The 25,399-nt window shown below is 63.5% G+C and carries 27 protein-coding genes and 1 pseudogene; 3 read left to right on the top strand and 25 right to left on the bottom strand.

Annotated features, from left to right (window positions below):
* From C2H86_RS05565 to C2H86_RS05635, 15 genes and pseudogenes are all read right to left on the bottom strand, one after another.
* Positions 1-207 carry a tail protein X gene (locus C2H86_RS05565; RefSeq protein ID WP_054885334.1) on the bottom strand — a complete coding sequence of 69 codons (207 nt, stop codon included), beginning with the start codon at positions 205-207 and terminating at the stop codon, positions 1-3.
* Entirely contained in the window at positions 182-1,027 is an 846-nt protein-coding gene (locus C2H86_RS05570) for a phage tail protein (RefSeq protein WP_110639805.1), read from the bottom strand. The genes C2H86_RS05565 and C2H86_RS05570 overlap by 26 nt, the downstream gene beginning before the upstream one ends.
* 9 nt (positions 1,028-1,036) lie before the next feature.
* Positions 1,037-2,779: a hypothetical protein gene (locus C2H86_RS05575; RefSeq protein ID WP_159411757.1), complete on the bottom strand. Its 1,743-nt coding sequence runs from the start codon at positions 2,777-2,779 to the stop codon at positions 1,037-1,039.
* A 125-nt stretch (positions 2,780-2,904) separates the two neighbouring features.
* The gene (locus C2H86_RS05580; RefSeq protein ID WP_110639803.1) at positions 2,905-3,207 is read right to left on the bottom strand and encodes a phage tail assembly protein; all 303 of its coding nucleotides are present in this window, start codon (positions 3,205-3,207) and stop codon (positions 2,905-2,907) included.
* 10 nt (positions 3,208-3,217) lie between these two features.
* Positions 3,218-3,727 (bottom strand): phage major tail tube protein, encoded by a 510-nt coding sequence (locus C2H86_RS05585; RefSeq protein ID WP_159411758.1) that lies wholly within the window; start codon positions 3,725-3,727, stop codon positions 3,218-3,220.
* 13 nt (positions 3,728-3,740) lie between these two features.
* Positions 3,741-4,907: a phage tail sheath subtilisin-like domain-containing protein gene (locus C2H86_RS05590; protein ID WP_159411759.1), complete on the bottom strand. Its 1,167-nt coding sequence runs from the start codon at positions 4,905-4,907 to the stop codon at positions 3,741-3,743.
* A gap of 82 nt (positions 4,908-4,989) precedes the next feature.
* The gene (locus C2H86_RS05595; RefSeq protein ID WP_159411760.1) at positions 4,990-5,577 is read right to left on the bottom strand and encodes a tail fiber assembly protein; all 588 of its coding nucleotides are present in this window, start codon (positions 5,575-5,577) and stop codon (positions 4,990-4,992) included.
* A gap of 10 nt (positions 5,578-5,587) precedes the next feature.
* Complete coding sequence (locus C2H86_RS05600; RefSeq protein ID WP_159411761.1) at positions 5,588-7,837, bottom strand: phage tail protein; 2,250 nt, start codon at positions 7,835-7,837, stop codon at positions 5,588-5,590.
* Positions 7,830-8,438 (bottom strand): phage tail protein I, encoded by a 609-nt coding sequence (locus tag C2H86_RS05605; protein ID WP_159411762.1) that lies wholly within the window; start codon positions 8,436-8,438, stop codon positions 7,830-7,832. The genes C2H86_RS05600 and C2H86_RS05605 overlap by 8 nt, the downstream gene beginning before the upstream one ends.
* A gap of 1 nt (position 8,439) precedes the next feature.
* A pseudogene (locus tag C2H86_RS05610) lies at positions 8,440-9,320 on the bottom strand (baseplate assembly protein).
* The gene (locus tag C2H86_RS05615) at positions 9,317-9,643 is read right to left on the bottom strand and encodes a GPW/gp25 family protein (protein ID WP_159411763.1); all 327 of its coding nucleotides are present in this window, start codon (positions 9,641-9,643) and stop codon (positions 9,317-9,319) included. The pseudogene C2H86_RS05610 and the gene C2H86_RS05615 overlap by 4 nt, the downstream one beginning before the upstream one ends.
* 72 nt (positions 9,644-9,715) lie before the next feature.
* Positions 9,716-10,276: a phage baseplate assembly protein V gene (locus tag C2H86_RS05620; RefSeq protein WP_159411764.1), complete on the bottom strand. Its 561-nt coding sequence runs from the start codon at positions 10,274-10,276 to the stop codon at positions 9,716-9,718.
* Positions 10,273-10,770, bottom strand: a complete 498-nt coding sequence (locus C2H86_RS05625; protein WP_159411765.1) for a hypothetical protein — start codon at positions 10,768-10,770, stop codon at positions 10,273-10,275. The genes C2H86_RS05620 and C2H86_RS05625 overlap by 4 nt, the downstream gene beginning before the upstream one ends.
* Before the next feature lie 11 nt (positions 10,771-10,781).
* Positions 10,782-11,120: a phage holin family protein gene (locus C2H86_RS05630; protein ID WP_054885346.1), complete on the bottom strand. Its 339-nt coding sequence runs from the start codon at positions 11,118-11,120 to the stop codon at positions 10,782-10,784.
* Positions 11,121-11,598: 478 nt separating this feature from the next.
* Positions 11,599-12,336 (bottom strand): LexA family transcriptional regulator, encoded by a 738-nt coding sequence (locus C2H86_RS05635; protein ID WP_159411766.1) that lies wholly within the window; start codon positions 12,334-12,336, stop codon positions 11,599-11,601.
* A gap of 149 nt (positions 12,337-12,485) precedes the next feature.
* Between C2H86_RS05635 and mutS the strand changes: the two genes are divergently transcribed.
* Both mutS and fdxA read left to right on the top strand, forming a co-directional pair.
* Positions 12,486-15,059 carry a DNA mismatch repair protein MutS gene (gene mutS / locus C2H86_RS05640; RefSeq protein WP_110639794.1) on the top strand — a complete coding sequence of 858 codons (2,574 nt, stop codon included), beginning with the start codon at positions 12,486-12,488 and terminating at the stop codon, positions 15,057-15,059.
* Between the two features lie 140 nt (positions 15,060-15,199).
* On the top strand, positions 15,200-15,523 hold the full coding sequence (gene fdxA, locus C2H86_RS05645) for a ferredoxin FdxA (protein WP_051097441.1): 324 nt from the start codon (positions 15,200-15,202) through the stop codon (positions 15,521-15,523).
* 542 nt (positions 15,524-16,065) lie between these two features.
* Here the strand turns inward: fdxA and rpoS are convergent.
* The 8 genes from rpoS to C2H86_RS05685 all read right to left on the bottom strand — a co-directional run bounded on the left by rpoS (position 16,066) and on the right by C2H86_RS05685 (position 23,198).
* Positions 16,066-17,073, bottom strand: coding sequence for an RNA polymerase sigma factor RpoS (gene rpoS / locus C2H86_RS05650; protein WP_016392283.1), 1,008 nt, complete (start codon positions 17,071-17,073; stop codon positions 16,066-16,068).
* Between the two features lie 109 nt (positions 17,074-17,182).
* On the bottom strand, positions 17,183-18,040 hold the full coding sequence (locus C2H86_RS05655; protein WP_159411767.1) for a peptidoglycan DD-metalloendopeptidase family protein: 858 nt from the start codon (positions 18,038-18,040) through the stop codon (positions 17,183-17,185).
* Between the two features lie 160 nt (positions 18,041-18,200).
* Positions 18,201-18,839 (bottom strand): protein-L-isoaspartate(D-aspartate) O-methyltransferase, encoded by a 639-nt coding sequence (locus C2H86_RS05660; RefSeq protein WP_163986011.1) that lies wholly within the window; start codon positions 18,837-18,839, stop codon positions 18,201-18,203.
* A gap of 41 nt (positions 18,840-18,880) precedes the next feature.
* Positions 18,881-19,630 (bottom strand): 5'/3'-nucleotidase SurE, encoded by a 750-nt coding sequence (gene surE, locus C2H86_RS05665; RefSeq protein ID WP_110639791.1) that lies wholly within the window; start codon positions 19,628-19,630, stop codon positions 18,881-18,883.
* On the bottom strand, positions 19,618-20,676 hold the full coding sequence (gene truD / locus C2H86_RS05670) for a tRNA pseudouridine(13) synthase TruD (protein WP_159411768.1): 1,059 nt from the start codon (positions 20,674-20,676) through the stop codon (positions 19,618-19,620). The genes surE and truD overlap by 13 nt, the downstream gene beginning before the upstream one ends.
* Entirely contained in the window at positions 20,673-21,146 is a 474-nt protein-coding gene (gene ispF, locus C2H86_RS05675) for a 2-C-methyl-D-erythritol 2,4-cyclodiphosphate synthase (RefSeq protein WP_159411769.1), read from the bottom strand. Before ispF ends, truD begins: the two co-directional genes overlap by 4 nt.
* Positions 21,147-21,222: 76 nt before the next feature.
* Complete coding sequence (gene fghA, locus C2H86_RS05680) at positions 21,223-22,077, bottom strand: S-formylglutathione hydrolase (RefSeq protein WP_159411770.1); 855 nt, start codon at positions 22,075-22,077, stop codon at positions 21,223-21,225.
* Positions 22,078-22,085: 8 nt separating this feature from the next.
* Positions 22,086-23,198 carry an S-(hydroxymethyl)glutathione dehydrogenase/class III alcohol dehydrogenase gene (locus tag C2H86_RS05685; protein WP_159411771.1) on the bottom strand — a complete coding sequence of 371 codons (1,113 nt, stop codon included), beginning with the start codon at positions 23,196-23,198 and terminating at the stop codon, positions 22,086-22,088.
* Between the two features lie 108 nt (positions 23,199-23,306).
* On the opposite strand from C2H86_RS05685, the gene C2H86_RS05690 reads away from it, so the two are divergent.
* Positions 23,307-24,203 carry a LysR substrate-binding domain-containing protein gene (locus C2H86_RS05690; protein ID WP_159411772.1) on the top strand — a complete coding sequence of 299 codons (897 nt, stop codon included), beginning with the start codon at positions 23,307-23,309 and terminating at the stop codon, positions 24,201-24,203.
* 111 nt (positions 24,204-24,314) lie between these two features.
* Here the strand turns inward: C2H86_RS05690 and ispD are convergent, their stop codons facing one another.
* Positions 24,315-25,022, bottom strand: a complete 708-nt coding sequence (gene ispD / locus C2H86_RS05695; protein WP_159411773.1) for a 2-C-methyl-D-erythritol 4-phosphate cytidylyltransferase — start codon at positions 25,020-25,022, stop codon at positions 24,315-24,317.
* Positions 25,019-25,300, bottom strand: a complete 282-nt coding sequence (gene ftsB / locus C2H86_RS05700) for a cell division protein FtsB (RefSeq protein WP_023534037.1) — start codon at positions 25,298-25,300, stop codon at positions 25,019-25,021. Before ftsB ends, ispD begins: the two co-directional genes overlap by 4 nt.
* Positions 25,301-25,399: the final 99 nt, after the last annotated feature.

Here is a 25,399-nt window from a genome sequence, read left to right on the forward strand (position 1 = left end):
TCAGTCCCACAGCTGCACGACGTTGGCCTGCGCCAGCGCCAACATCGGCAAACGAATCATCACCCCGCTGCGAAACGGCTGGGCCTCGTCGGCCAGCCCCTGGTTGGCTTGCAGCACCGCCTCGACACTGCCGTCGAGGTGCCCGTAATAATGGTGGCAGAGGGTGTCGAGCACATCGCCCTCAGACGTTTTGCAGGTCTTGTCCATAGCTGACGAACTCCAGTGAGAAGCCTTGTTTGCGGGGAATGCCACCGGCCAGCAAGGCGCCCTGGTCTTCCTCGATGCTGGTCAGGCACCAGGTACCGAGCACTTCGCCGTAACCGGTGGTCAGCGACAGCGGCAGCAGCTGGCGGCCAATGCCGCGCAGGGCCTGCAACTGCCCGAGGCCACCTTTGAAACCGGGGAATATCGCGCCGTGGATGCTGATGGTTTCTTCACCCAGGCTGACGGCCTGCTGGGCGTTTTCCCGGCTCAGGCGCTCCTGCCCCGCCCAGCGAAAACGCGTCTGCCGGCGCAACTGGTCGAAGGCGGCGGTGTCGAGGTTGAAGTAGTAAGGCGCGGCGTTGGCTTTCAAGGGCTGCAGCACCAGCAGGTGCGGGAACGGCTTGATCGCCTCGGCCGCCGGCGTGGCCTCGGGTGCGAAGCCGAAAGTCGACAGCACGCCCTTGGCCACCGCCTTCACATCGCCGATCACCCGGCGGATGGCCGCGCCGGCCTTGCCCAGGTGCTCGGCAAAGGCATCGACCTGGTCACGCACCTTGCGTACCACCGCCAGGGTCTGGTCGTACTTGGCGATCACCTTGTCGACGCGCTGCTTGGCCGAGTCGATGGCGCGCATCGTGCGTTGCAGGCGCTTACCGATTTCCTTGCCGATCCATGGCAGGGCTTCGAGTTCGGCGGCCGCCTCCTTGGCGTGGCCGACCGCCTGCTGCATCGGGTCGAGCATGGCGTCGGCACGCCGACGCCCCTCCTCGCCCGCCTTGACCAGTGCATGCAAGCCGCCTTGCAACTGTTCCAGGTAGGTCATGGGTCCTCCTCAGGGTTGGGGTTGATCGGCCATCTGCACTGAACGCGCCTGACGCATCAGGTCTTCGAGCATGCGCCGGGCGATGGCTTCCAGTTGTTGCAGGGTGGTCGGGTCGTCGAGGCTGTTGTTGAAGGTCACCGGCATGTTGGCGGTGAAGGTGAATTGCTGGTTGATGGTGGGTGACACCGTAGCCGGTGACTGCTGTGTGGAGGTCGCAGGTGACCCAGCGCTCTCCTGAGTAGGGGCTGCCTGGGCGGGAGAGTTCACAGCGTCTGGCCTTGCGCCTGGCGCATCGTTACCGGTGACGGAGGCCACGGTTTTGCCGAGCCAGCCGCCTGCGAATTCACCCGCCATACCGCCGAATATCCCACCGCCCAGACTACCCAGCGCACCACCGACGGCGGCACCGATCACGGTCCCTATGCCTGGCACCACCGAGCCGATCATGGCGCCGGCTGCAGCACCACCCAGCCACCCAGCCGAAGATCCCGCCAAGGTGCCGCCCAATCCGCCGACGGTCTGGCCATAACCTTCCAGTTTTTCTGCAGGCGTGGCATCACTCTGGTAGGTGTCGAGCACCTGCGATGAGGTGTCCAGCACCGCAGCCACCGGAACGCGTTTGAAGAATTTCCCAACCGACGACAGCTGCTTTCCTGCACTGCTCAGAGAAAAGGCCAGTGCAACCTGGGATTCAGATTGACCCTCGGTCAACGAAGACGCCTCGCTGCCAGAAGCCGCGGGGTCTTCATCTTCCGTGAGCAGGTTGAACAACCCACCACCGGCCCTGTCTCCCACAGCCTCGCCAATCAGGCCGCCAGCTTCGGCCCAGCGCTTTTGTGCGGCCTCGTCCTGCTTTTTCTCTTCAGCCTCTTGCACTGCCTGCTGCTTGGCGGCTTCTCGCTGTTCCTTGGCGTTGGCTTTGCGTTGGCTTTTTCTTGTGCGTCGGGGTTTAACCGCAGCCGCACTTTTACCCGTGCCGATGGCCTTGCCGAGCGCTTTACCTTTGCCTCTGAAAAGCATGGCTCCCATAGCACCCAGCGCACGGCCACCGAGGTCGCCGAGCGCAGCGCCGGTGCCGCGTGCCATTTCTTCACCATCCTCGCCAGTGATCACGGCCTTGGCGACCTTGGCCAAAGCCTGGGCACGGTTTTCCCGCCACTCCGTCAAGCCACGTTCGCGTATCGCTCGCTGTTTTTCCGGCGACTGTTTGCGGTAGGCGCGAACGTATGCTGTTCCAAGTCCCAGAGCACCGAGGCCTCCGGCGGTTATTGCAAGGCCTTTGCCAAGGGTAAGCGAGGCGCCACCAGCATCCGGTTTGGGCTCCTGTGCAGGTGCTTTCACCTTGCCCGCTGCGGGGGCTACCTGCCCTTGCAAGACAGCGTGCCATTGCTGAAAGACATTGACCGTCATCTGGCCAGGCAACGGCTTCAACCGCGCCAACCCGGCAATCACCCGGTCCAGCATCAGGTAATGCTGACGCAAACGCTCGACGGCCTCGATCTCATCGCCCAGCCGGGCGATCTGATCGTCATGTTGCTGTTGCTGGTCCAGCGCCAGCTGGCGTTCGACCTGGCGTACCTTGCCGAGCTCCAACCCCAGGCGGATTACCTCGCCGATGAGCCGGCGGAGCCGGGTGCCACCGGCCTGCCTGCGCAGGCGTTCGACATCCCGGCGCAGCAGGTCGATGGCCTGCCCCAAGGGGTTGATGACGGTGACGCCGAGCCCGAGGGTGAACACCTGTGTGTTCGCCATAGGTTCCTCCTTGTCACGGTGCGAGCCACCAGACCATGTCGCCATACGACATGGTCATGATTTCGCTCGCGGAAAAGTTCAGCTCCTTGGCCAGCCGCCTGGCGGCGGCCTTCTGCCGGGCCGGGTCAAAGTTCGTCGTCCTGCACCAGGCGAAAATAGCCGCTTTGCAAGCGGCTATAGTCCTTCAGGGCAAGGCCTTCAAGGTCCTTGATGCCGACCTCGGCCAGCGACGCGAACAGGTTCAGCTCGCGCTGCTCGTCGTCGACGCCGCCACCGGCCTGGGCATTGCGGATATCGCGCACGGTCGGTGCGCGCAGCGACAGGCTGTCGACCTGCACGCCATTGGCTTCGCTGGGGCGCGACAGGCGTACGCTGACGCGGTCGGCACTCAGGGTCAGCCACTGTGGCTGCTTTTTCGCTTGAGCCATGGTCGCCCCCTTACAAGCCGAGCGCGGCGCGCTGGGCCGCCAGCTGATCAACGCCATCGATCACGCGCTTCATGCCCAGCGCGTCGATCTCGTAGAGCAGGCGGCCATCGACTTCCAGCTTGTAGTAGCTCAGGCCGACGCTGTGCTTGATCTCGGCCTTGTCGCCGGATTTCCAGTCGCCCATGTCGATTTCCTTCAGAGTGCCGCGCAGGGTCACCACCACCGGGGTGATTTTGCCCTTGAGGCCCTTGAAGGCGCCGCGGAAGGTACCGTTGAAGCCGCTGCCATCGGCCAGGCCGAAGAATTTCAGCGCTTCACGGCGCACGCCGGTGGTGGTGAAGGCCGCTTCCTGTTTCTCCATGCCCAGGTCCATCTCGACCGGCATGTCCATGCCGCCGGGGCGGTGCTCTTCCATCTTCAGGGTGAGTTTGGGCAGGGTCAGGTTGGGTACATCACCCTGGAAGCTGACACCATCGACGAACAGGTTCAGGTTGGCCAGGGTTTCGGGAATCATTGCCATGTAAGTGTGCTCCTTAAGCAGCGGAATCGAGGACTTCGGTCAGCCACTGGTTAGTGACTTCAACGCGGAAATTGGGGTTTTCGGCAGGCGGCACGTCGGTGAAGCGGATGTTCCAGTACACCTTGCCCTGCTCAAGCGCGCTGGCGGTGTTCAGCTCCGGGTCGGCGAAGACCTCGAAGTTGATGATCGCGCCCTGGTTCTTCAGGTCGCGCATGAAGGCCTGCAGGCCCTCGGTGACGTCCTTGACGTAGGTGGCGGTGATGGCGCGGTCGACGGCCCATTTGTGGCCGTAGAGGATCGCGTCCATGACGATGTCCATGGTCCGCACACGGGTGACGAAGGCCCATTTCGGGTCGCTGGACAGGGTGCGGTTGCCCCACAGGCGGAAGCCGTCGTCGCGGATGATGGTGGCGATGTTGGCGTTGTTCAGCAGGTTGGCGCGGCAGCTGTCGTCGCCATCGAGGAACTCCACCGGGCGGGTGGTGCCGGTGATGCCGACGAACTCCTTGTTCGACGGCGAGGCCCAGAAGCCGTATTCGCTGTCGGTCCAGGCGAACAGGCCGGCGACCCAGGCCGAGCCCGGCGCATCGACGGTGGCTTCCTCGCCGCTGTCGAAATACTGCACGCCCGGGTCGACCAGGAAGGCGCGCTTGGCGCCGAAGTTTTTCGCGTAGTCGATGGCCGCCTCGTCTGTGGTGTTCGGGCCGTCGATGATGGCGATAGCGCGCAGCTTGTCGGCCAGGGCCACCAGTGCAGTGCCGACCGCCTGGGAGGCGCTGTGGCGCGGGGCTGCCAGCAGGCGTGGCTGGGCGTTGAAACGGCTCTTGCCGTCGAGCAGCGCCTGCAGGCCGGTGCGCTTGCCGTCGGCTTGAACGCTGCCGATGATCGCGGCGGTCTGCTCGGCGGCATCGTCCAGCTTGGCCACGCCACAGGCGACGATGACTGCCTTGGCACGGGTAAAGATGGCGCGGCAGGCCTTGGTGATCGCCGCGTTCTCGCCGAAGGCGGCGACGGCTTCACGTTCGCTGGTGATCAGTACCAGGTCGTTGGCCTTGGCGGTGGCGCCAGCACCTTCGGTGAAGGTGTCAATGAGGCCGATGATCGAGGAAGAAGGCAGCGCGATGCTGCGTGCGCCGGTGTCAACGTTTGTGACGGTGACGCCGTGGAAGAATCCGCTCATAAAATCTCCAGATACAAGAAGCCCCGTCACACGGGGCCAAAGTGATACAGCAGAAAAGAAAACGCCCCGGCAGTGCGGGGCGTCAGGGGAGTAAGTGATCGTCTTCAGGGCTCGGCGGCCATTCGACGTCGGTTGGGAAACCGGTTTGTTGCTCGATGCGTCCGAGCTCGATCCGATAGGTTTTCCAGGCCTGCAGCTGCGAAAGCTCCGATTCGGTGGCTCGATCCAGGTCGATGGCATCCTGCAGCGGCGCAATGCGCATACTGGCGAGCACCAGGCGTTCGTCGCGCTGGATCAAGGCTTCCTGGCGCAGGCCCAACTGCTGAGCCGCGCTATCGAGTACCCAAGCCTGCCCGTCCCAGTGGTGATAAGGCCCTGGGCGAGGCTCATGAGCCAGCCCGACGGGCAAGGGCCCGAGCTGCAAGAAGAGCAGCGGTTCGCCGGTGACCGTGCTGAATAACTCGCCGCGGTGGTCCTCGACCAGTTCCCATGCGCTCTGGTCGCCATTGCGGACGACCGCATAGCCTTTTTCTGCCTGCGGAGGGGCATCAAGATACGCGCGGGCCGGCACCAGCCAGTTGCCCAGCACGACCGGGTCAGGGTCGGCAGTACCGGTCCCGCAGAATTGCCAGTTGAAAGGGTCCGCGTGGTAGATCGTTGGGGCGTCCATGGTGGCCTCGTCAGTACTTGATATAGGCAATCAACGCAACGTTGCGTGGTCGCGACTCGCTGCCACCGCTGGCAAGCACGGTGGCGGCATGGGTGTGATCGCCGGCAGTCCATGCCGTCGCGCTGATGTCGTGAGTGTGCTGGCCGGCTGCATAGGTCTGCGCCGTGTCGCCGTTCTGCAGGTTTGCAGTAGTGAAGTTCGGTGAGCCGCCACCGACGTTGTTGTTCTGCGCACGTGGAGCACCGTGGGTGTGCTGGCCGGCTGCCGCAGCCGTGCCGCTGACCGAGTGAACATGCGCCCCCGCCGTGGCAATGGTTGCAGCATGGGTATGGCTCGCGTTCTGGTGATCCTGCCACGACCCGAGCGTGCGATTGAGGTCCGCGCCTCGGCCTTCATCCAGCGCACGGATGAAATCGCCTCGAAGGTCCGGCACGTTGAAGGTGGTTGTACCGTTGCCCACCCCGTAGGTGGTTCCGATGGCAGCGAACAGCCCCGGGTATTCGGCCCGGCTGACTGCCGCGCCATTTGCCTTGAGATAACCACGTGGCACTGCAGCACAGGCGAAGAAAGTCACCTCTCCTGGAGGCACCCCCTCCAGCGTACTCCAGTCGCTCCAGACACCCGCAACGGCCGTACGGCTCCATTCGTTACCGCCGACGACAATCATCTTCTGCACACCGTGATTCGACGCATTGCCCCACACCTGCAGATAGCCAGCCGTGGCTTTTGGAGGTAGATGCGTGCACCCCGTACCGACGTAATACAAACCACCTTCGTAGACGGTATTGAGATCCTTGTTCAAAAGGTCCGGCATATCGGCGGTGCCAATCCCGTATTGCGCCAGGGTACTGCGAACGAAAGCGGTGTTTGCCAACTGAGTACTGCCAGTGCCGAGTGCCGCCGTAGGAGCAGTCGGCACACCTGCGAAGGCCGGGCTACCGAGTGGTGCGAACTCGACAGGTGCGCGCCAGCTGCCGTCGTTGTTGCTTGATCGCAAGAACAACCGATCGGTGTAGGGGATATTGGCCATCTCGAACCCTCGGTTGTTCGAGTAGGTAAGGCGCTGCACAAAGGCGTAAGTTGGATAGGGCGACGTGGCTGTCGGATAGTAGTAGTTGCCAGAAGGCTGTGAGTTCAACTCTTCGGCAGTGGCCGGGATGGTACCGGTAAAGGCAGTCCCAAGACCGAACGCCCCCAAGGAGTCGCGCAAATGCTTGGTATTCACCAGTCCAAGGCTATTGTCCGAAAGGGGTAATGTCGGGCACTGTGGCAAACCGGTGAAAACAGGGCTGGCCAAGGGTGCCTTGAGGGCCAATGCACTGTCGACAGCAGCCTTGGTGTACACGTCGGTGAGGCCGTAGCCCGCCACCGTGGTCGGATTGCTGGCTGCCGTTACGCGCCCATACTTGTCGACCGTCACGCTACGATAGGTGCCTGCCGCTACACCACTGCGGCCAAACGCCATTTCGAATGCCAGCCCCGATACGCCCAGGCTGATGAGCGGGTCGGTGACCAGTTGCCAGGCGCTATCACCATTGGTCGTGCCCTTCTCGACCAGTACCAGCAAACCCGGCGTAACCTTGGCGCTGGTGTCGGCATCCGAGGCGCGAGTCCAGTCACCGCTACCGGCGACGTACAGGCCATTGTCCTTGGCCGCCGTCTGGTTCTTCACCAGGACCCGGTTGCCGGCCAGCAATGTCACGCCGTCCACCGCCTGCAAGCCGCTCAACGCAATGTTTGCCGTGGTTGCCACAACCACCGAATGCTTGAAGTCCTGGCGAGCCAGCTCTTCAGTCACCCATTCGCGAGTGGCCAGGACCACTGCCGGGTCGATTTTCAACTGCACGTTACTGGTACTGGAGACCACCAGGTTCATGCGTACGACCTGAGTGCGACCCGAGCCTTGGCTGAGCAGTGGTTTGTAGGTAGGCGCACAATTGGCCACTGCGATCAGGTCACCATCGGCGTCGTAGAGCCCGATTTCCCGGATCCACTTGCCTCCGACATCCGCCGGGATGACCTGCTCGGCAACGATGATCGAAGTATCTTTGTCATCGACCTTCAATTGATTGAGCGGTGCCCTGCGCCATTCGCTGATCAACGCTTTCTGCGAGGCATTCGGGCTCGGGTCGGAGCCGTTGGCGTCGCCGACACCCATCTGGGTGATTTTCCAGGCAATGCCCAAGGCATCGGCATTGGCCTGTTTCGCCGCGCCCACATTGGTGAGGATGGCGTAGAACTGAGAAGTCTGGTCAACCATGTGCAATGTCCAAGGTATCGATTGTATGTTCGCGGCCACCCCGACCTACGACGCCAATGACCTCGATGTCACGTGGCGTCAGCGGGTAGATGTCCAGTTCGTCGCCGTCCTGGATCGCGCAGCCGACATGAATGGCACCTCGGCTTTCAAGGCTGATCACCAGGCCGGTCAGGTGGCGGCTGACTGGCCGGGCGTCATCGATCAGCGATGACAGTTCCTTGTAGGTGCTTTCGCTGATTCCCGCATCAGAAACGCCGATCTTCAGTGCGAAGGTGCCCGCCAGCGCGGGCGGCGTGGCTTGCCACCACTCCTGTACCTCGATCAGGTAGCCGAACGGCTCGACCACCCGCCTGAGCGCACCGAGGGTGCCTTTGTGGGCGTGGACGAAGAACGCCGAGCGGATCACCGAGCGCTTGATCTCGTCGCTCCAGCTGTCTTCCCAGCGGTCTACCGACCAGGCCCAGGCCAGGTGATAAAGCAGGTGCCCGGGGCAGCTGTCCGGGCTGTAGAGCAGGCGCAGGCTGACCTTCAGGTCCTCATCGGCCGCCACTTCGATGGCCCGCTCCAGCGCTGTGCGGTTGAGCGGCAACAGGGTCTGCATGTCAGCCACCCCGCTTGAGCGTGAAGCCCGTGCACCAGGCGGCCTGGGATTTGCTCGGGCGGATATCGGCCCAGCCGTTCAACTCCACCCGGCTGATACCGTCGATATGCAGCAGGGCATCGATGCCTGAGCGGGCCACTTCCACGCCCAAGCGCCTTCTCGGGTTGATCCCGGCTTCGAGACGGCGCTGGCACTCGGCAAGGATCGCCTCGTACTCAGGACCACTGTCAGCCAGGTACAGCACGGCATCGATGTGATACGGCAACACCTCGGCACTGCGCACATTGACCCGGTCGGCGACGGGCCGAACGTCATCGTCATTGAGGTAGGCCGCCACCTGCGCCAGCAGCTCTGCGCTGGCCACGCCATTGCCCTCCAGGCTCAGCACGGTGACATCCACCACGGCCGGCGACGGGCTTTCGGCGGTGGCGTCAGCCACCTGCCCCGAAGCGTTGCGGGCATGCAGGATGTAGCTGTTGCGTGGGCCTGCGGTGGTCAGGCCTTCGTAGACCAGTTGCACCCGCTCGCGCAGGGCATCGTCCGACTCAGCAAGGCCTCGACGGGCGGGACGCTGGCCAGGTCCTCGGCCTGGATCACCAGGCGCTGCAGGCTGACGTTGGCCGCCAGCTGGTCCAGGTCACTGCCCTGGGCGTAGGCCAACAGTAACGCCTTGGCGGCGTCGTTGATGCGGGCCCGGTTGAGCAGCTTGCGGTAGGCGCCGACCTCAAGCAGCTTGGTGACCGGATCGCTCTCCAGGTTGGCGGTCCAGTCGTTGCCCAGGTATTCGCGGAAGGTGTCCAGATCGGCCTGGTAGAGGGTTTCGAAGTCGAGGTCTTCCAGCAGCTGTGGTGCTGGCAGTTTCGACAGGTCGACCTGGCTCATACGCTCACCTCCACCATGGCTTCGTCGCCCAGGTAGCGGCCACTCAAGGCCAGGCTGACCTGACCGTCGAGCACGGCGACGACCTTGACCCGCTCCAGTTGCAAACGTGGCTCCCAACGGCCCAGTGCGCGGGCCACTTCGGCCTGCACAGCACTCTTCCAGCCCTCATTGACCGGCAGGTCGACGAAGCGCCGCAACTGGCTGCCGTATTCCGGACGCATGCGCCGGCTGCCCAGCGGCGTGGAGAGGATGTCCTCGATGGACTGGCGCAAATGATCGATGCCGGCCAGCGGCTGGCCGCTGCGGCGGTCCATGCCGATCATGGTGCACCGCCCTGCTCATGGGTATGCATGGCATTCTCCTGATATGAAAAAGCCCGCATGGGCGGGCTTGATTCAGTGTTTGTGATTGGCCGTGTTGCCGGCGGTATCGATGATCCGCCCACCGCCGTTGATGTCGCCGCTGACCTGCAGTGGGCCGTCGACCGTGACCTTGCCAGTGAGGTTGATCGCCGCCGCTTGCAGGCTGATCAGCGCCTCGCTGACCTGCACGGTGCTGGCGCCGACCTTGATGGTCGCGCTGCCGCCAGGCAGCTCGATGTCGTAGTGGCTGGCCTGCCAGTCGTAGCTGAGCGAACCACCGTCGGCGAAACGCCAGACTTCGACATGCTCGCGGGTGTCCGGCGCGCTGCCGGCATTGCCATACAGCCCGGGCAGGAAGGTGCCCTGGGCCGGCTCGCCGCTGGGGCTGAGCAGCACGCCCTGCTCGCCCAGGCCGGGGGCTCGCCAGTGCCGCGCCTGGCCAGCAGCCTGGGCGTGCCAGCGCAGCCAGGCGCTGGTCCAGCCGCTACCGTCTGACACCCGCACCCGGGCGGCGGCAAGGTCCACCGCCACCACCCGGCAGGGAATGACCAGGCACGCCAGCATGCGGTCATGCATGGCGTTGACGTAGCTCATGACAGGTCCTCGGGGGCGATGTACTGCGCCTCATTACCCAAGCCGATATCGGGGGCGAATCCCAGCATCAGCCTACCGGGTGGCTGGTCCGGCCAGTTCCAGCGCGCCTCGCCAAGTAGTACCGGCTGATCCCAACGCACGGTCCAGGCGCTGCCCTCGAACTGCGCCTGCACGTTGCGGCTGGCCTCGACGAAGTCCAGTGCCCAATGCTGCTGACGCAGCAGGTCCATCAGTTGTGCGGCAAGCAAGCTGCCCTGCAACCGCGCTTCGGGGTTGGCGCTGTCGGCGGTGATGTCCGCCTCGAAGGTGGCAATCAACACCGAGCGGCCATCGCGCGGTGCTGCATCTGCCGTCATTTGCACGATGCCATGGCGCAGTGCCGGTCGTTCCGGGGCATTTCCTACAGCGGTATAGGCATCGACCGATGCCAGTTCCGGCATTGCCTCACGAATGGTTGCGGTCACAGCCGCATGCAAAGTGGCCAGTTCGCTCATGCATATTCTCCTTATCGCTCGTCGGCCTGGGTGCTGTCGCGCAAGCCCAGGCGCCGGATCGCCCAGCGTTCGTAAAGGCGCATGGCGACATCGGCGCCGCCAACCGCGGTCATGCAGCCCAATGCACTGGCCGCCCAGATCGACAGGCCACCGGCATACAGCAGCATCACCGTCGACACGCCGCAGACCATGCAGGCCCCGGAGCGCAGCGCCAGCCGTCGCAGCAGCGACCAGCCCGTGGCACCGGCTTTGTCAGCCCGCCACATCTCGCCGCTCAGGCCGCCCAGCAATGCCAGGACGATCACCAGCCAGAGCGGCATCTCCAGCAACGCTTGTTGCTCGTTCGTCACTGTCCTGTCTCCTGTGTAATGCCTGTTGGCGGGGCCAACAGGCGGGTTGTGGGTACTCTGCATATTTCAAAAGCCTCCGCATTCCAAAAAGCCCGGCTCGCCAGGCTCTTCAGTAATGCGTTGTCGAACTGCCGGCCACGACTGGTGACGCCGCGCGGTTCCGCTTCAAATTGGTGACTCCGACCGCGGCCGCCTGCCCGCCGGATAACTGTTCGTGGTGCTTTACGCTGCACACCCGGGCCAGTTGCCAACCCTCTGGACAGTTGAGGCCTGTCCATCGCTGCCTGTGTAACAACCGGTTTCTGTCCGGCTTGAGACACAGGCTATGCATTCATGCATATGCAGTCAATGCATTTCTTCAAATTTCCATGCATTGGATTTTGCTTAAATGCATGCAGGCCATGCACGGCCTGACGTGTAGGGATTTTCTGCAGACGAAAAAAAACCCGCCGAAGCGGGTTTCTTGGGAGCGGGCTAGTCAGCGAGCGTACATGCCCCACCAGAACACATGCCCAAGCAGGCTGATCTGCTCGTCCTGCATCTGCTGGAAGCTGTAGTCCTCGTCGGGGTGTTCATCGCGGTTGAAACTGCGCAGGCGGATGCCAGTAGGCAGGCGATAGACCTGCTTCACCCGCAGCTGGCCGTTATGGTTGATGGCGTAGAGGTCGCCATCGATGATGTCGCCGATCGAGCATTTGCCGGTGTTCACGCCAACCGTCGCACCATCGCGCAGCACCGGCAGCATGCTATTGCCACGCACGGTCACGCACTTGGCCTGGTCGAACTGCACGCCATTGTGGCGCAAGCTGCGCTTACCGAAACGCAGCCGCGCCCGCTCGCTCTCTTCGATGACGAATCTTCCTGATCCTGCTGCCAATTCGACCTCGCGAAGGAAAGGTACCGACACCTCGTCATCCTCGACGGGGGTTTCATCGTCCCACAGGCTGATGTCGCTGAGGTCCGCATGACCATGGGCCGGCAACGCGGTTTCGCGCGACTCGCCAAGCTCGGCACGGCCGCGCAACTGCTCGGTGCTCACACCGAAATAGTCGGCGATCTTCGACACGTGCTTGTCGGAAGGGTCGACGATCTTGCCGCCGAGAATCCGCGACAAGGTGGATTGAGGGACACCCGTGCGCCGGTACAGCTCCGTCGGGGACAGGCCGTGGCGGTCGAGCAGTTCTCTGAGGACGGTGGCTACGTTGCGTTTTTGCATAGCGTGCATAATGCAGGCATGCGCCGGCAAATGCAATGCGCCTGGCTGCGCGCGCATGCCCCATGGCCCGCGCCTGCATCTGGTTGAAAAAGCCTGTACCATTGCCGGTTTCACAATCGCCAACCAGATCACCCGCTGTAAGGCCCTGAATGTCTGATCTTTCCGCACACACACCAATGATGCAGCAGTACTGGAAGCTGAAAAACCAGCACCCGGACCAGCTGATGTTCTACCGCATGGGCGACTTCTACGAAATCTTCTACGAAGATGCGAAGAAAGCCGCGAAACTGCTGGACATCACCCTGACCGCGCGCGGTCAGTCGGCCGGCCAGTCGATCCCCATGTGCGGGATTCCGTTCCATTCGCTGGAAGGCTACCTGGCCAAGCTGGTCAAGCTTGGCGAGTCGGTGGTGATCTGCGAGCAGATCGGCGACCCGGCCACCAGCAAGGGCCCGGTGGAGCGCCAGGTGGTGCGCATCATCACTCCCGGCACAGTCAGTGACGAGGCCCTGCTCGACGAACGCCGCGACAACCTGATCGCCGCCCTGCTCGGCGACGAACGCCTGTTCGGCCTGGCGGTGCTGGACATCACCAGCGGCAACTTCAGCGTGCAGGAGATCAAAGGCTGGGAAAACCTGCTGGCCGAGCTCGAGCGCCTGAACCCGGTAGAGCTGCTGATCCCCGACGACTGGCCACGCGACCTGCCCGCCGAGAAACGCCCGGGAGCCCGTCGCCGCGCGCCGTGGGACTTCGACCGCGATTCGGCACGCAAGGCCCTGTGCCAGCAGTTCGCGACCAAGGACCTCAAGGGTTTTGGCTGTGACAAGCTGACCCTGGCCATCGGCGCCGCCGGCTGCCTGCTGACCTACGCCAAGGAAACCCAGCGCACGGCCCTGCCGCACCTGCGCAGCCTGCGCCACGAGCGCCTGGACGACACGGTGATCCTCGACGGCGCCAGCCGCCGCAACCTGGAACTGGACGTCAACCTGGCCGGTGGCCGCGACAACACCCTGCAATCGGTGATCGACCGTTGCCAGACCGCCATGGCCAGCCGCCTGTTGACTCGTTGGCTGAACCGCCCGCTGCGCGACCTCAAGGTGCTGCAGGCACGCCAAGACTCGATCCGCTGCCTGCTCGACGGCTACCGCTTCGAAAAGCTGCAGCCGCAGCTCAAGGAAATCGGCGATATCGAGCGGATCCTCGCCCGTATCGGCCTGCGCAATGCCCGCCCGCGTGACCTGGCGCGCCTGCGCGACGCCCTCGGCGCCCTGCCCGAGCTGCAGAACGCCATGAGCGAGCTGGAAGCGCCGCACCTGGCACGCCTGGCCGCCATTACCGGTACCTACCCCGAGCTGGCCAGCCTGCTGGAACGCGCGATCATCGACAACCCGCCAGCGGTCATCCGCGACGGCGGCGTGCTCAAGGCCGGCTACGACAGCGAGCTGGACGAACTGCTGGCGATCAGTGAGAACGCCGGCCAGTTCCTCATCGACCTGGAAACCCGCGAGAAGGCCCGCACGGGCCTGGCCAACCTCAAGGTCGGCTACAACCGCGTGCACGGCTACTTCATCGAGCTGCCGACCAAGCAGGCCGAGCAGGCACCGGGCGACTATATCCGCCGCCAGACCCTCAAGGGCGCCGAGCGTTTCATCACGCCCGAGCTCAAGGCCTTCGAGGACAAGGCGCTGTCGGCCAAGAGCCGCGCCCTGGCGCGCGAGAAGATGCTCTACGACGCGCTGCTGGAAACCCTCATCAGCCACCTGGCACCCCTGCAGGACAGCGCCGCCGCGCTGGCCGAGATCGACGTGCTGAGCAACCTTGCCGAGCGTGCGCTGAACCTCGACCTGAACTGCCCGCGCTTCACCGACGAGCCGTGCCTGCGCATCGAGCAGGGCCGCCACCCGGTGGTCGAGCAGGTGCTGACCACGCCGTTCGTGGCCAACGACCTGGGCCTGGACAACAGCACGCGCATGCTGATCATCACCGGCCCGAACATGGGCGGTAAGTCGACCTACATGCGCCAGACCGCCCTGATCGTGCTGATGGCGCACATCGGCAGCTTCGTTCCCGCAGCCAGCTGCGAGCTGTCGCTGGTCGACCGCATCTTCACCCGCATCGGCTCCAGCGACGACCTGGCCGGCGGGCGTTCGACCTTCATGGTCGAGATGAGCGAAACCGCCAACATCCTGCACAACGCGACCGACCGCAGCCTGGTGCTGATGGACGAAGTCGGCCGCGGCACCAGTACCTTCGACGGCCTGTCGCTGGCCTGGGCCGCCGCCGAGCGCCTGGCCGAGCTGCGTGCCTACACCCTGTTTGCCACCCACTACTTCGAGCTGACCGTGCTGCCGGAGAGTGAACCGCTGGTGGCCAACGTGCACCTGAACGCCACCGAGCACAATGAGCGTATCGTCTTCCTGCACCACGTGCTGCCTGGCCCTGCCAGCCAGAGCTATGGCCTGGCCGTGGCGCAGCTGGCGGGCGTGCCGGCGCCAGTGATCCTGCGCGCACGCGAGCACCTGGGCCGGCTGGAAACCACTAGCCTGCCCCATGAGGCACCGGTGACCAAGAAGGCCAAGGACGAGCCGCAAGTCCCACACCAGAGCGACCTGTTCGCCAGCCTGCCACACCCGGCCATCGAGAAGCTGGGCAAGCTGGACCTGGATGACATGACCCCGCGTCAAGCTATCGAAATGCTATATCAACTAAAGAACCTGTTATAACGGCGCCCACTACAAGCTGGTAGAATCCGCCGCGGTTTGCTGGTGCTGCAGGTTATTAGCCTGGCCTGCAGCCACATGCCTGTAAACCGCGCGGCCCTGAGAGGAGGGGCCGCCGCCGTCGCCTGAGGAGAGAACTAGAAATGACCTTCGTCGTCACCGACAACTGCATCAAATGCAAATACACCGACTGCGTGGAAGTCTGTCCGGTGGACTGCTTCTACGAAGGCCCGAACTTCCTGGTGATTCACCCGGACGAGTGCATCGACTGTGCACTGTGCGAGCCTGAATGCCCGGCCCAGGCGATCTTCTCGGAAGACGAGATCCCTGCTGGCATGGAAAACTTCATCGAGCTCAACGCCGAGCTGGCGGAAATCTGGCCGAACATCACCGAGCGCAAGGACGCCTTGCCTGACGCTGAGGAGTGGGACGGCAAGACCGGCAAGATCGCCGACTTGGAGCGCTAAGCGCCCAAACGCGAAAAAGGCCCGCAACGGGCCTTTTTTCATTTTCTGCGGGCAAAAAAAGGGGCGGTTTGACCCGCCCACATTTTTTTCCGTAGTCCCTGCTTGTCCCAAACATCATCCTGATGAAATCGCTTCTTGCGATGTCCTTGGCCTTCTCCCTGAAAGCCTGTGCATGTCCGTGTGCACAGTTCGAATACTAGCGAGTTCCCTGAGGCAGGCAACTGCGAGATCTCTCAGGATGTTACTGGGGACACATTTCCACATAGCCAAAAAACGCATCAATTTCAGCTAGTTAAGAAAAATCAGGCTCTCAAAACGACTTTGATTTACTGGTAGTTACACAGATGGCTTACACAAAGAGTAAGCAAAGGCTTACACGCCGTGCATCAGGGGTAGCGCCGTACACATTGCCAGGCTCGGGTTTCCCGCCTGTACCGGCCTCTTCGCGGGACAAGCGATGAGGCCGGTACAGGATTACCAAAACCCCAGAAACAAAAACGCCCCGAGATCATCGGGGCGCTTCAGATACCGTGAAGCCTGGCTTACTGGAATAGCGACTCGCTGGATAGCCCGTTCTTCTCAAGGATCTCGCGCAGGCGCTTGAGCCCCTCTACCTGGATCTGCCGCACGCGCTCGCGGGTCAGGCCGATCTCCAGGCCAACATCTTCCAGGGTGCTACTCTCATGCCCACGCAGGCCGAAGCGGCGAACCACGACCTCACGCTGCTTGTCGGTCAGCTCACCCAGCCACTGGTCAATGCTCTGCGACAGGTCATCGTCCTGCAGCAGTTCGCACGGATCGGTCGGGCGGTCATCGGTCAGGGTGTCGAGCAGGGTCTTGTCCGAGTCCGGGCCGAGCGACACGTCAACGGAAGACACGCGCTCGTTCAGGCCCAGCATGCGCTTGACCTCGGCGACCGGTTTCTCCAGCAGGGTAGCGATTTCTTCAGGCGACGGCTCGTGGTCGAGCTTCTGGGTCAGTTCCCTTGCCGCGCGCAGGTAGACGTTAAGCTCCTTGACCACGTGGATCGGCAAGCGAATGGTGCGGGTCTGGTTCATGATCGCCCGCTCGATAGTCTGGCGGATCCACCAGGTCGCATAGGTCGAGAAGCGGAAGCCGCGCTCCGGGTCGAATTTCTCCACCGCGCGGATCAACCCCAGGTTGCCCTCCTCGATCAGGTCGAGTAGCGACAGGCCACGGTTGACGTAACGACGGGCAATTTTCACAACCAGGCGCAGGTTGCTTTCGATCATGCGTTTGCGGCCGGCAGGGTCACCCTTTTGCGACAGGCGCGCAAAATGGACTTCCTCTTCCGGCGAGAGCAGAGGCGAGAATCCGATCTCGTTTAGATACAGCTGGGTGGCATCGAGCGCCCGGCTGTAATCTATGTACTTGTGTTGCTTGAGCGAAGAGCCCGACTTCGCTCTGGTCCGAACCGACGGTACAGCAGGTTCGTCTGACACCACATCCGTTTCCAAAACGATGCCCGTCTCCATGAGGAGGACGTCATCGTCGATGTCAAACTCCGGCGCTTCTTTACTGAGAGCCATTGTTATAGTCCTTTGCTGAGTTCGAACTCAGACTCTTGCGGCGCCTGTCTCCCTGGCAACGCAGGAGCCTGTCCCCTCTACATCCAAGGAACAGGCCGGGGTACAACGATCAACGGCGTGGCAGGAACTGGAGCGGATCGACGGGCTTACCTTGGCGGCGAATCTCGAAATGCAGCTTCACCCGATCTGTGCCCGTGGACCCCATTTCAGCAATCGACTGCCCTGCCTTGACCTGCTGCCCCTCCCGAACCAACAGCCTGCGGTTGTGACCGTAGGCACTGACGTAGGTGTCGCTGTGCTTGATGATGATCAGTTCGCCGTAGCCCCGCAAGCCACTCCCGGCGTAGACCACCGCACCATCAGACGCAGCAAAAACAGGCTGTCCCAAATCACCGGCGATATCAATGCCTTTATTCAAACTACCGTTTGAAGCAAATTTTCCAATGAGCACGCCATTGGCCGGCCACGTCCAGTTCCCCACCGCACGCTCTGCGGCGGGCACCGTGGTAACCACCGGAGCAGGCGTGGCGGGCGTTGTTGGCGCCGTTTTTCCGCCGTTTTCAGCGGGGGTGATAGGTGTTCCGGCAGGGCGACGAATGACCGTTGTCCGGCTCGACGAGGACGGGTTGGAGACCACGGTACTACTGCCGGTGGAGCCACTGCTGAAACGGATGGCCTGGCCCGGTCGGATGGTGTACGGGGCGGCAATGCCGTTGCGCGCTGCCAGCTCCTTGTAGTCCCAACCATAGCGGAACGCGATGGAGAACAGCGTGTCGCCAGGCTTGACGACGTACTGCCCCGAAGTCACTGCCGGGCGCTTGGGCGCAGCAGTGTTTCGATCGACCACGCGCGCACCGCTGGAGCTCGTGCTGGAGCAACCTGTCAGCAAGGTGCCCATGGCCAGTGCAATCAGCAGAAGCTTGAAAGCCGACCGATCCTTGCGCTGCCGAATGACTGTGTGCCCCACCCGCGCTCCCCTCATGGTGCCGAAAATCGATAAGACGATAAGAAATGCAATATTGTTGCAATTATAACCAAGCCAGGTGGCAATGGCAGGGCCCAGGCCCCGCCAGATAGACAGGGCCGCGCCACAAGAATTCGTTGCTGCTGCAAATATTCCTGGCGGCTCAGGCCAGCGGACCGTTGAGCAGCGGCACGAAACGCACCGCGCCCAGCACGCGACGTGAGAAGCCGTGCTCTTCGCGCACGATCAGCATCAGCTGCTGCACCTCACCGGCCGGGCCTACCGGAATCACCATGCGCCCCCCCGGTGCCAGCTGGTCGAGCAGCGCCTGCGGCACTTCCGGTGCCACCGCGGTGACGATGATGCCATTGTAGGGCGCCAGTGCCTGCCAGCCATCACAGCCGTCGCCCCAACGAAATACCACGTTGCGCAGGTTGAGCTCGACCAGGCGCTCCTTGGCCCGATCCTGCAGCACCTTGATCCGCTCCACCGAGAACACCCGCTCGACCAGCTGGGCCAGGATGGCGGTCTGGTAGCCTGAACCGGTGCCGATCTCCAGCACTTTGTCCAACGGCCCCGCCTCCAGCAGCAGCTCACTCATGTGCGCCACCATGAACGGTTGGGAGATGGTCTGGTTGTGCCCGATCGGCAGCGCCGTATCTTCGTAGGCCCGGTGTGCCAGCGCCTCGTCGACGAACAGGTGGCGCGGGGTACGGCGAATCACGTCGAGCACCTTGGTGTTCGACACGCCTTCCTCGCAGAGGCGCTGGATCAGCCGCTCGCGCGTTCGCTGCGAGGTCATGCCGATACCACCACGGCGCTGCAGATCATCCTGTTCACGCATCAGAGCAGGCCCTCCAGCCAGCCGTCGAGCTGTTCGAAGGCATCGTTGAACGTACGGTCCAGCTGCAACGGGGTAATCGATACGTAGCCTTGCATGACGGCATGGAAGTCGGTCCCCGGCCCGCCATCCTCGGCATCGCCGGCCACGGCGATCCAGTAGCCTTCCTTGCCACGCGGGTTGACCACCTTGGTCGGCGCCGCCGCCCGTGCCCGATGACCGAGGCGGGTCAGCTGGATGCCCCGGATGTGCTCCAGCGGCAGATTGGGGATATTGACGTTGAGCACGGTGCGCGGCGGCAGTTGCAGGCGCGGCAGAGCCTCGACCAGGCGCCGGGCGATGTGGGCGGCAGTCGGCAGGTTGTCGGGCTGGCGCGACAACAGCGAGAACGCCAGCGAGGTGCCGCCCAGGAAGCGGCCCTCCAGTGCGGCGGCGACCGTGCCGGAATAGATCACGTCATCACCCAGGTTGGCCCCCAGGTTGATGCCCGAGACCACCAGGTCCACCGGTTCCGGCAACAGCCCATTGAGCCCCAGGTGCACGCAGTCGGTCGGCGTGCCGTTGAGGCTGATGAAGCCGTTGGCCAGGGTCTGCGGGTGCAGCGGCCGGTCCAGCGTCAGCGAACTGCCGGCGCCGCTCTTGTCTTGATCCGGGGCGATCACCACACACTCGGCATAATCCGCCAGCGCACCGTGAAGCGCGGCGAGGCCAGGTGCCGTAACACCGTCGTCATTCGAAATCAGAATACGCATGGGCTGTCCGTCTGCCCTGCCGGCACCAGATCGACGAGTTCGCGCACCACCACGGTGGCGAAGCATCCGGCCGGAAGGACGAATTCCAGTTGCAGGATATCAGGCTCGGGATAATGCCACGTCAAGCCGCCAATAGGGAGCCGCAGGATGCGCCGTTCGTGACTCATGCCCGCATACGCGAGCCATTGGCAAAGTGCCAGGTGCTGCTCGCCGATCGCGGTCTCCAACTCGGAGGTCGCGCCAGCTGCGGGCGAAGGGCCCTCTCCCCACATCGGGCCGGTGGGATGCAAATCCAGAATTCCTAAGCGAGGATCAGAACATTCCTGCTCGCCCGCTGGAAAGAAACTACGGCTGTCCGTGAACGCCAACAGGTCCCCGACCTGGGCGTGCTGCCAGCTGCCATCGGCGACACGCGCTGCCAGCACCTGATTGAACACATAGCTACGTGCCGCCGAAAGCAGGCGTGAACGCACGTTGCGCTGCTCCGGCAGGGCCTTGCGCGATGCCCATTCCTGGGCATCGTGGACGTTGCCCCCGCCGTGGCCGAAACGCTGGCTGCCGAAGTAGTTCGGCACGCCTTGTTGCTTGAGTTGCTCCAGGCGAGCATCGAGGGCATGGCGGTCAGCTGCCAGGGCGGTCAGGCGCAGGGTGAAGCCATTTGCCGAATGGGCACCACGCTGCAGCTTGCGCTGGTGGCGCACCTGCTTGAGCACGCGCAGGGTGTCGTCTTCGGCACGCGACAGGTCAGGGTCGGCCTTGCCGGGCAGGTGCAGGCTGAACCACTGGCGGGTCAGGGCCTGGCGATCCTTGAGGCCGGCATAGCTGATGGCGCGCACCGGTACACCAGCGGCTCGGGCCAGGCGGCGAGCGGCTTCTTCGGTGTTGAGGTCACGCTTCTCGACCCACAGCCACAGGTGCTCGCCCTGGCCGGACAGCGGAATGTCCAGCACCTCGTCGACCTGGAAGTCTTCGGCCACGGCCTTGAGCACGGCGCTGCCCAACGATTCGCCCGACGCGCGCGGGCCCAGCAGGTCCAGTTCGGTCATGCTGGCAGCAACAGGGCAACCGAATGCACGGCAATGCCCTCCTCGCGACCGCAGAAGCCCAGTTTCTCGGTGGTGGTGGCCTTGACGTTGACCTGGTCGAGCCCGACCTGCAGGTCTTCGGCAATCAGCTGGCGCATGGTTTCGATATGCGGGGCCATTTTCGGTGCCTGGGCGACGATGGTGGCATCGACGTTGCCAACCTTCCAGCCCTTGGCCTTGACGATAGCGACCACGTGACGCAGCAGTACGCGGCTGTCGGCGCCCTTGAACTGCGGGTCGGTGTCGGGGAAGTGCTTGCCGATGTCGCCCAGTGCTGCGGCGCCGAGCAAGGCATCGCTCAGGGCGTGCAGCAGCACGTCACCATCGGAATGGGCCAGGAGGCCGTATTTGTGGGGGATACGCACCCCACCCAGGGTAATGAAATCACCGTCGCAGAAACGGTGCACATCGTAGCCGTGGCCAATACGCATAGAAAAACGCCCTGATTGAGTCAGGGCGTGATTCTACCTGCTTTGCAGGAGGTTGGGCGGCTTTTGGACCGGGCTGTTACACCCGCCCCAGTGCCATCGCATGATGGCGCAGGTGCTCATCGATGAAGCTGGCGATGAAGTAGTAGCTGTGGTCATAACCAGGTTGCAGACGCAGGGTCAGTGCATGCCCCGCTTTGCGTGCGGCCTGCTCCAGCGCTTCAGGCTTGAGCTGCTTCTCGAGGAAGTCATCCCGGTCACCTTGGTCCACCAGCAACGGCGGGCACTCGCCTGCAGGCGTTTCCGCCAGCAGCACACTGGCGTCCCACTCACGCCAGCGCGCACGGTCTTCGCCCAGGTAGCGGCTGAAGGCCTTCTCGCCCCATGGGCAATCCATCGGGTTGCTGATCGGCGAGAGCGCCGACACCGAGCGATAGCGACCCGGGTTGCGCAGGGCGCACACCAGCGCGCCATGCCCGCCCATGGAGTGGCCACTGATGCTGCGCTGGTCAGAGGCTGGGAAGTGCGCCTCGATCAGTGCCGGCAACTCCTGCACCACATAATCGTGCATGCGGTAATGCTGCGCCCAGGGCTGCTGGGTGGCGTTGAGGTAGAACCCGGCGCCGAGGCCGAAGTCCCAGGCACCGTCAGGGTCGCCCGGCACCTGCTCGCCACGCGGGCTGGTGTCGGGGGCGACGATGATCAGCCCGAGTTCGGCGGCCAGGCGCTGGGCGCCGGCCTTCTGCATGAAGTTCTCGTCGGTGCAGGTGAGGCCGCTGAGCCAGTACAGCACCGGCAGCTTTTCACCCTGCTCGGCCTGCGGTGGCAGGTAGACAGCGAACACCATGTCGCAGCCCAGCACCTTGGAGTGATGCCGGTAACGCTTGTGCCAGCCGCCGAAGCTCTTCTGGCAGGAGATGTTATCCAGGCTCATGGCTGACCTCAGAAGTGAATCACGCTACGGATGCTCTTGCCTTCGTGCATCAGGTCGAAGGCCTTGTTGATATCTTCAAGGCCCATGGTGTGGGTGATGAAGGTATCCAGCGGGATCTCGCCCTTCTCGGCCATGTCCACGTAGCTTGGCAGCTCGCTGCGGCCACGTACGCCGCCGAATGCCGAACCACGCCAGACGCGGCCGGTCACCAGTTGGAACGGACGGGTGGCGATTTCCTGGCCGGCACCGGCGACACCGATGATCACCGACTCACCCCAGCCCTTGTGACAGCATTCCAGGGCCGCGCGCATCAGTTGTACGTTGCCGATGCACTCGAACGAGAAGTCCACGCCACCGTCGGTGAGGTCGACGATCACTTCCTGGATCGGTCGGTCGTAGTCTTTCGGGTTGATGCAGTCGGTAGCACCCAGCTGGCGAGCGATCTCGAACTTGGCCGGGTTGATGTCGATAGCGATGATGCGCGAGGCCTTGGCCTTGACCGCACCGATCACGGCCGACAGGCCGATGCCGCCGAGGCCGAAGATGGCCACGGTGTCACCTGGCTTGACCTTGGCGGTGTTGAGCACCGCGCCAATGCCGGTGGTGACGCCGCAGCCGAGCAGGCAGACCTTCTCCAGCGGTGCTTCCTTCTGGATCTTGGCCACGGAAATTTCCGGCAGCACGGTGTACTCGGAGAAGGTCGAGGTGCCCATGTAGTGGAACAGCTGCTGCCCCTTGTACGAGAAGCGGCTGGTGCCGTCCGGCATCAGGCCTTTGCCCTGGGTGGCGCGGATGGCCTGGCACAGGTTGGTCTTGCCCGAGAGGCAGAACTTGCACTTGCCGCATTCCGGGGTGTACAGCGGGATCACGTGATCGCCCACCGCCACCGAGGTCACGCCCTCGCCAATCGCTTCGACGATCGCGCCGCCTTCATGGCCGAGGATCGACGGGAAGATGCCTTCCGGGTCGGCGCCAGACAAGGTGTAGGCGTCGGTGTGGCAGACACCGCTGGCAACCACGCGCAGCAGCACTTCGCCGGCCTTTGGCATGGCCACGTCGACTTCGACGATTTCCAGGGGTTTCTTGGCCTCGAAGGCTACGGCAGCACGGGACTTGATCATCACAGGGTCTCCAGACAGAGGATCGGTTCAGTCCGGCAGTGTAATCCACGCGCTTTTGATGAATAATCCAGGCAAAGCCAAAACATTATTGCCATACAGGGATAATCCATGAGCAGCCGCTGGGAAGGCATCGACGAATTCGTCGCCGTGGCCGAGTCTGGGCAGTTCACGGCGGCAGCCGAGCGCCTGGGCGTATCGTCGTCGCACATCAGCCGCCAGATCGCTCGCCTGGAAGAACGCCTGCAGACCCGTTTGCTGTACCGCAGTACCCGCCGGGTGGCCTTGAGTGAAGCCGGGCAGACCTTTTTGCAGCATTGCCAGCGTCTGCAGGACGGCCGCGAGGAAGCCCTGCGCGCCATGGGCGACCTGGCCAGCGAACCCAAGGGCCTGCTGCGCATGACCTGTGCGGTAGCCTATGGTGAGCGCTTCATCGTGCCGCTGGTGACGCGTTTCATGGCGCTTTATCCGCAACTGCGGGTCGAAGTGGAACTGAGCAACCGCACCCTGGACCTGCTGCACGAAGGCATGGACCTGGCGATCCGCCTGGGCCGCTTGGCCGACTCGCGGCTGGTGGCTACCCGCCTTGCGCCGCGGCGCATGTACCTGTGCGCTTCGCCGGCATACCTGGAGCGCTACGGGAGGCCGCACAGCCTGTCGGAACTGGCCCGACACAATTGTCTGATCGGCAGTTCCGACCAGTGGGCGTTACAGCAGGATGGCCGCGAGATCAGCCAGCGGGTGCAGGGCAACTGGCGCTGCAACAGCGGCCAGGCGGTACTGGATGCGGCGCTGCTGGGGATGGGGTTGTGCCAGCTGCCGGACTATTACGTGCTTGAGCATCTGAACAGTGGGGCTTTGGTGTCGCTGCTTGAGGGGCATCAGCCGCCGAATACGGCGGTGTGGGCACTTTATCCCCAGCAGCGGCATCTGTCGCCGAAGGTCAGGCGGCTGGTGGATTATCTGAAGGAAGGGCTGGCTGGGTTGCCGGAGTATCGGCACAGCTGATGTGCTGGCTTCACCGGCCTCTTCGCGGGGCAAGCCCGCTCCTACAGGCTTTCGCGATCTCCTGTAGGAGCGGGCTTGCCCCGCGAAGAGGCCGGTACAGGTATACGACGATCAGCGCCACCCCGCCCAGCGCTGGCGCAGCCATTCCAGGTCTTCCGGCCGGGTGACCTTGATGTTGTCGCTGCGCCCTTCGATCAGCCGCGGCGCCTGCCCCGACCATTCGATTGCCGACGCCTCATCGGTCACCACCACATCGGAAACCAGGCTCTCGGCCAGGGCCCGATGCAGCGCCCCCAGGCGGAACATCTGCGGCGTATAGGCTTGCCAGATGGTGCTGCGATCCACCGTCGCGGCGACCCGCCCGTTGGCATCGGCGCGCTTGAGGGTATCGCGCGCCGGCACCGCCAGCAGCCCGCCTACCGGGTCATCGGCCAGTTCCGACAGCAACTTGTCCAGGTCGCTGCGCGCCAGGTTCGGCCGCGCCGCATCGTGCACCAGCACCCAGTCGTTGTCCGACGCCCCTTGAGCATGCAACTGCAACAAGGCATTGAGCACCGAGTCGGCACGTTCGTCACCACCCGCTGCCCGCTGAATGCGCGGGTCGCTGGCGCAGCGCAAGGCTGGCCAGTAAGGGTCGTCTTCGGCAATGCTGACCACCACGCCCTTGAGCGAGGGATGGCCAAGAAAACAGTCGAGGCTGTGCTCGAGGATGGTCTGCCCGGCCAGCTCCAGGTATTGCTTGGGGCGGTCGGCAGCCATGCGGGCACCGACGCCCGCAGCAGGAATGACGGCCCAGAAGGCCGGTAGCGTTTCAATCATTTTTGCGGCAGCTGGAAGAGGGTTTCGCCCTCTTTGACCATTCCCAGTTCATGACGAGCCCGTTCTTCGACGGTCTCCATACCTTTCTTCAGCTCCAGCACCTCGGCATCGAGCACGCGGTTACGTTCCAGCAGCCGTTCGTTCTCGGCGTGCTGTTCGTCGATCTGCTGCTTGAGCTCGGCCACTTGCGCCAGGCTGCCGTTACCCACCCAAAGGCGGTACTGCAGGCCACCGAGCAGCAGGAGCAGGACAAGGAACAACCAATAGGGACTGCGCATCAAGGTATCCAGGTTAAAGACCGCCGCACACGGGCGTCAAATAGCACGAAGCCTGGCCGAGGCCAGGCTTCGTTGACAGAAACCCGCATGAAGCGCCAG

The sequence above is a fragment of the Pseudomonas putida genome (assembly GCF_009883635.2).
GTDB classification, from domain to species: domain Bacteria; phylum Pseudomonadota; class Gammaproteobacteria; order Pseudomonadales; family Pseudomonadaceae; genus Aquipseudomonas; species Aquipseudomonas putida_W.

What these genes read in the sequence shown, in the direction of transcription:
- C2H86_RS05615 (WP_159411763.1), bottom strand. Translation starts at nt 9,643, where the DNA reads ATGATCGGCATGGACCGCCGCAGCGGCCAGCCGCTGGCCGGCATCGAT.
- truD (WP_159411768.1), bottom strand. Translation starts at nt 20,676, where the DNA reads ATGACCGAACTGGACCTGCTGGGCCCGCGCGCGTCGGGCGAATCGTTG.
- mutS (WP_110639794.1), top strand. Translation starts at nt 12,486, where the DNA reads ATGTCTGATCTTTCCGCACACACACCAATGATGCAGCAGTACTGGAAG.
- C2H86_RS05570 (WP_110639805.1), bottom strand. Translation starts at nt 1,027, where the DNA reads ATGACCTACCTGGAACAGTTGCAAGGCGGCTTGCATGCACTGGTCAAG.
- C2H86_RS05625 (WP_159411765.1), bottom strand. Translation starts at nt 10,770, where the DNA reads ATGAGCGAACTGGCCACTTTGCATGCGGCTGTGACCGCAACCATTCGT.
- C2H86_RS05580 (WP_110639803.1), bottom strand. Translation starts at nt 3,207, where the DNA reads ATGGCTCAAGCGAAAAAGCAGCCACAGTGGCTGACCCTGAGTGCCGAC.
- ispF (WP_159411769.1), bottom strand. Translation starts at nt 21,146, where the DNA reads ATGCGTATTGGCCACGGCTACGATGTGCACCGTTTCTGCGACGGTGAT.
- ispD (WP_159411773.1), bottom strand. Translation starts at nt 25,022, where the DNA reads ATGATTGAAACGCTACCGGCCTTCTGGGCCGTCATTCCTGCTGCGGGC.
- C2H86_RS05620 (WP_159411764.1), bottom strand. Translation starts at nt 10,276, where the DNA reads ATGAGCTACGTCAACGCCATGCATGACCGCATGCTGGCGTGCCTGGTC.
- C2H86_RS05590 (WP_159411759.1), bottom strand. Translation starts at nt 4,907, where the DNA reads ATGAGCGGATTCTTCCACGGCGTCACCGTCACAAACGTTGACACCGGC.
- fghA (WP_159411770.1), bottom strand. Translation starts at nt 22,077, where the DNA reads ATGAGCCTGGATAACATCTCCTGCCAGAAGAGCTTCGGCGGCTGGCAC.
- fdxA (WP_051097441.1), top strand. Translation starts at nt 15,200, where the DNA reads ATGACCTTCGTCGTCACCGACAACTGCATCAAATGCAAATACACCGAC.
- C2H86_RS05595 (WP_159411760.1), bottom strand. Translation starts at nt 5,577, where the DNA reads ATGGACGCCCCAACGATCTACCACGCGGACCCTTTCAACTGGCAATTC.
- C2H86_RS05635 (WP_159411766.1), bottom strand. Translation starts at nt 12,336, where the DNA reads ATGCAAAAACGCAACGTAGCCACCGTCCTCAGAGAACTGCTCGACCGC.
- C2H86_RS05575 (WP_159411757.1), bottom strand. Translation starts at nt 2,779, where the DNA reads ATGGCGAACACACAGGTGTTCACCCTCGGGCTCGGCGTCACCGTCATC.
- C2H86_RS05660 (WP_163986011.1), bottom strand. Translation starts at nt 18,839, where the DNA reads ATGACCTCGCAGCGAACGCGCGAGCGGCTGATCCAGCGCCTCTGCGAG.
- surE (WP_110639791.1), bottom strand. Translation starts at nt 19,630, where the DNA reads ATGCGTATTCTGATTTCGAATGACGACGGTGTTACGGCACCTGGCCTC.
- C2H86_RS05605 (WP_159411762.1), bottom strand. Translation starts at nt 8,438, where the DNA reads ATGCAGACCCTGTTGCCGCTCAACCGCACAGCGCTGGAGCGGGCCATC.
- C2H86_RS05690 (WP_159411772.1), top strand. Translation starts at nt 23,307, where the DNA reads ATGAGCAGCCGCTGGGAAGGCATCGACGAATTCGTCGCCGTGGCCGAG.
- C2H86_RS05585 (WP_159411758.1), bottom strand. Translation starts at nt 3,727, where the DNA reads ATGGCAATGATTCCCGAAACCCTGGCCAACCTGAACCTGTTCGTCGAT.
- C2H86_RS05600 (WP_159411761.1), bottom strand. Translation starts at nt 7,837, where the DNA reads ATGGTTGACCAGACTTCTCAGTTCTACGCCATCCTCACCAATGTGGGC.
- rpoS (WP_016392283.1), bottom strand. Translation starts at nt 17,073, where the DNA reads ATGGCTCTCAGTAAAGAAGCGCCGGAGTTTGACATCGACGATGACGTC.
- C2H86_RS05685 (WP_159411771.1), bottom strand. Translation starts at nt 23,198, where the DNA reads ATGATCAAGTCCCGTGCTGCCGTAGCCTTCGAGGCCAAGAAACCCCTG.
- ftsB (WP_023534037.1), bottom strand. Translation starts at nt 25,300, where the DNA reads ATGCGCAGTCCCTATTGGTTGTTCCTTGTCCTGCTCCTGCTGCTCGGT.
- C2H86_RS05565 (WP_054885334.1), bottom strand. Translation starts at nt 207, where the DNA reads ATGGACAAGACCTGCAAAACGTCTGAGGGCGATGTGCTCGACACCCTC.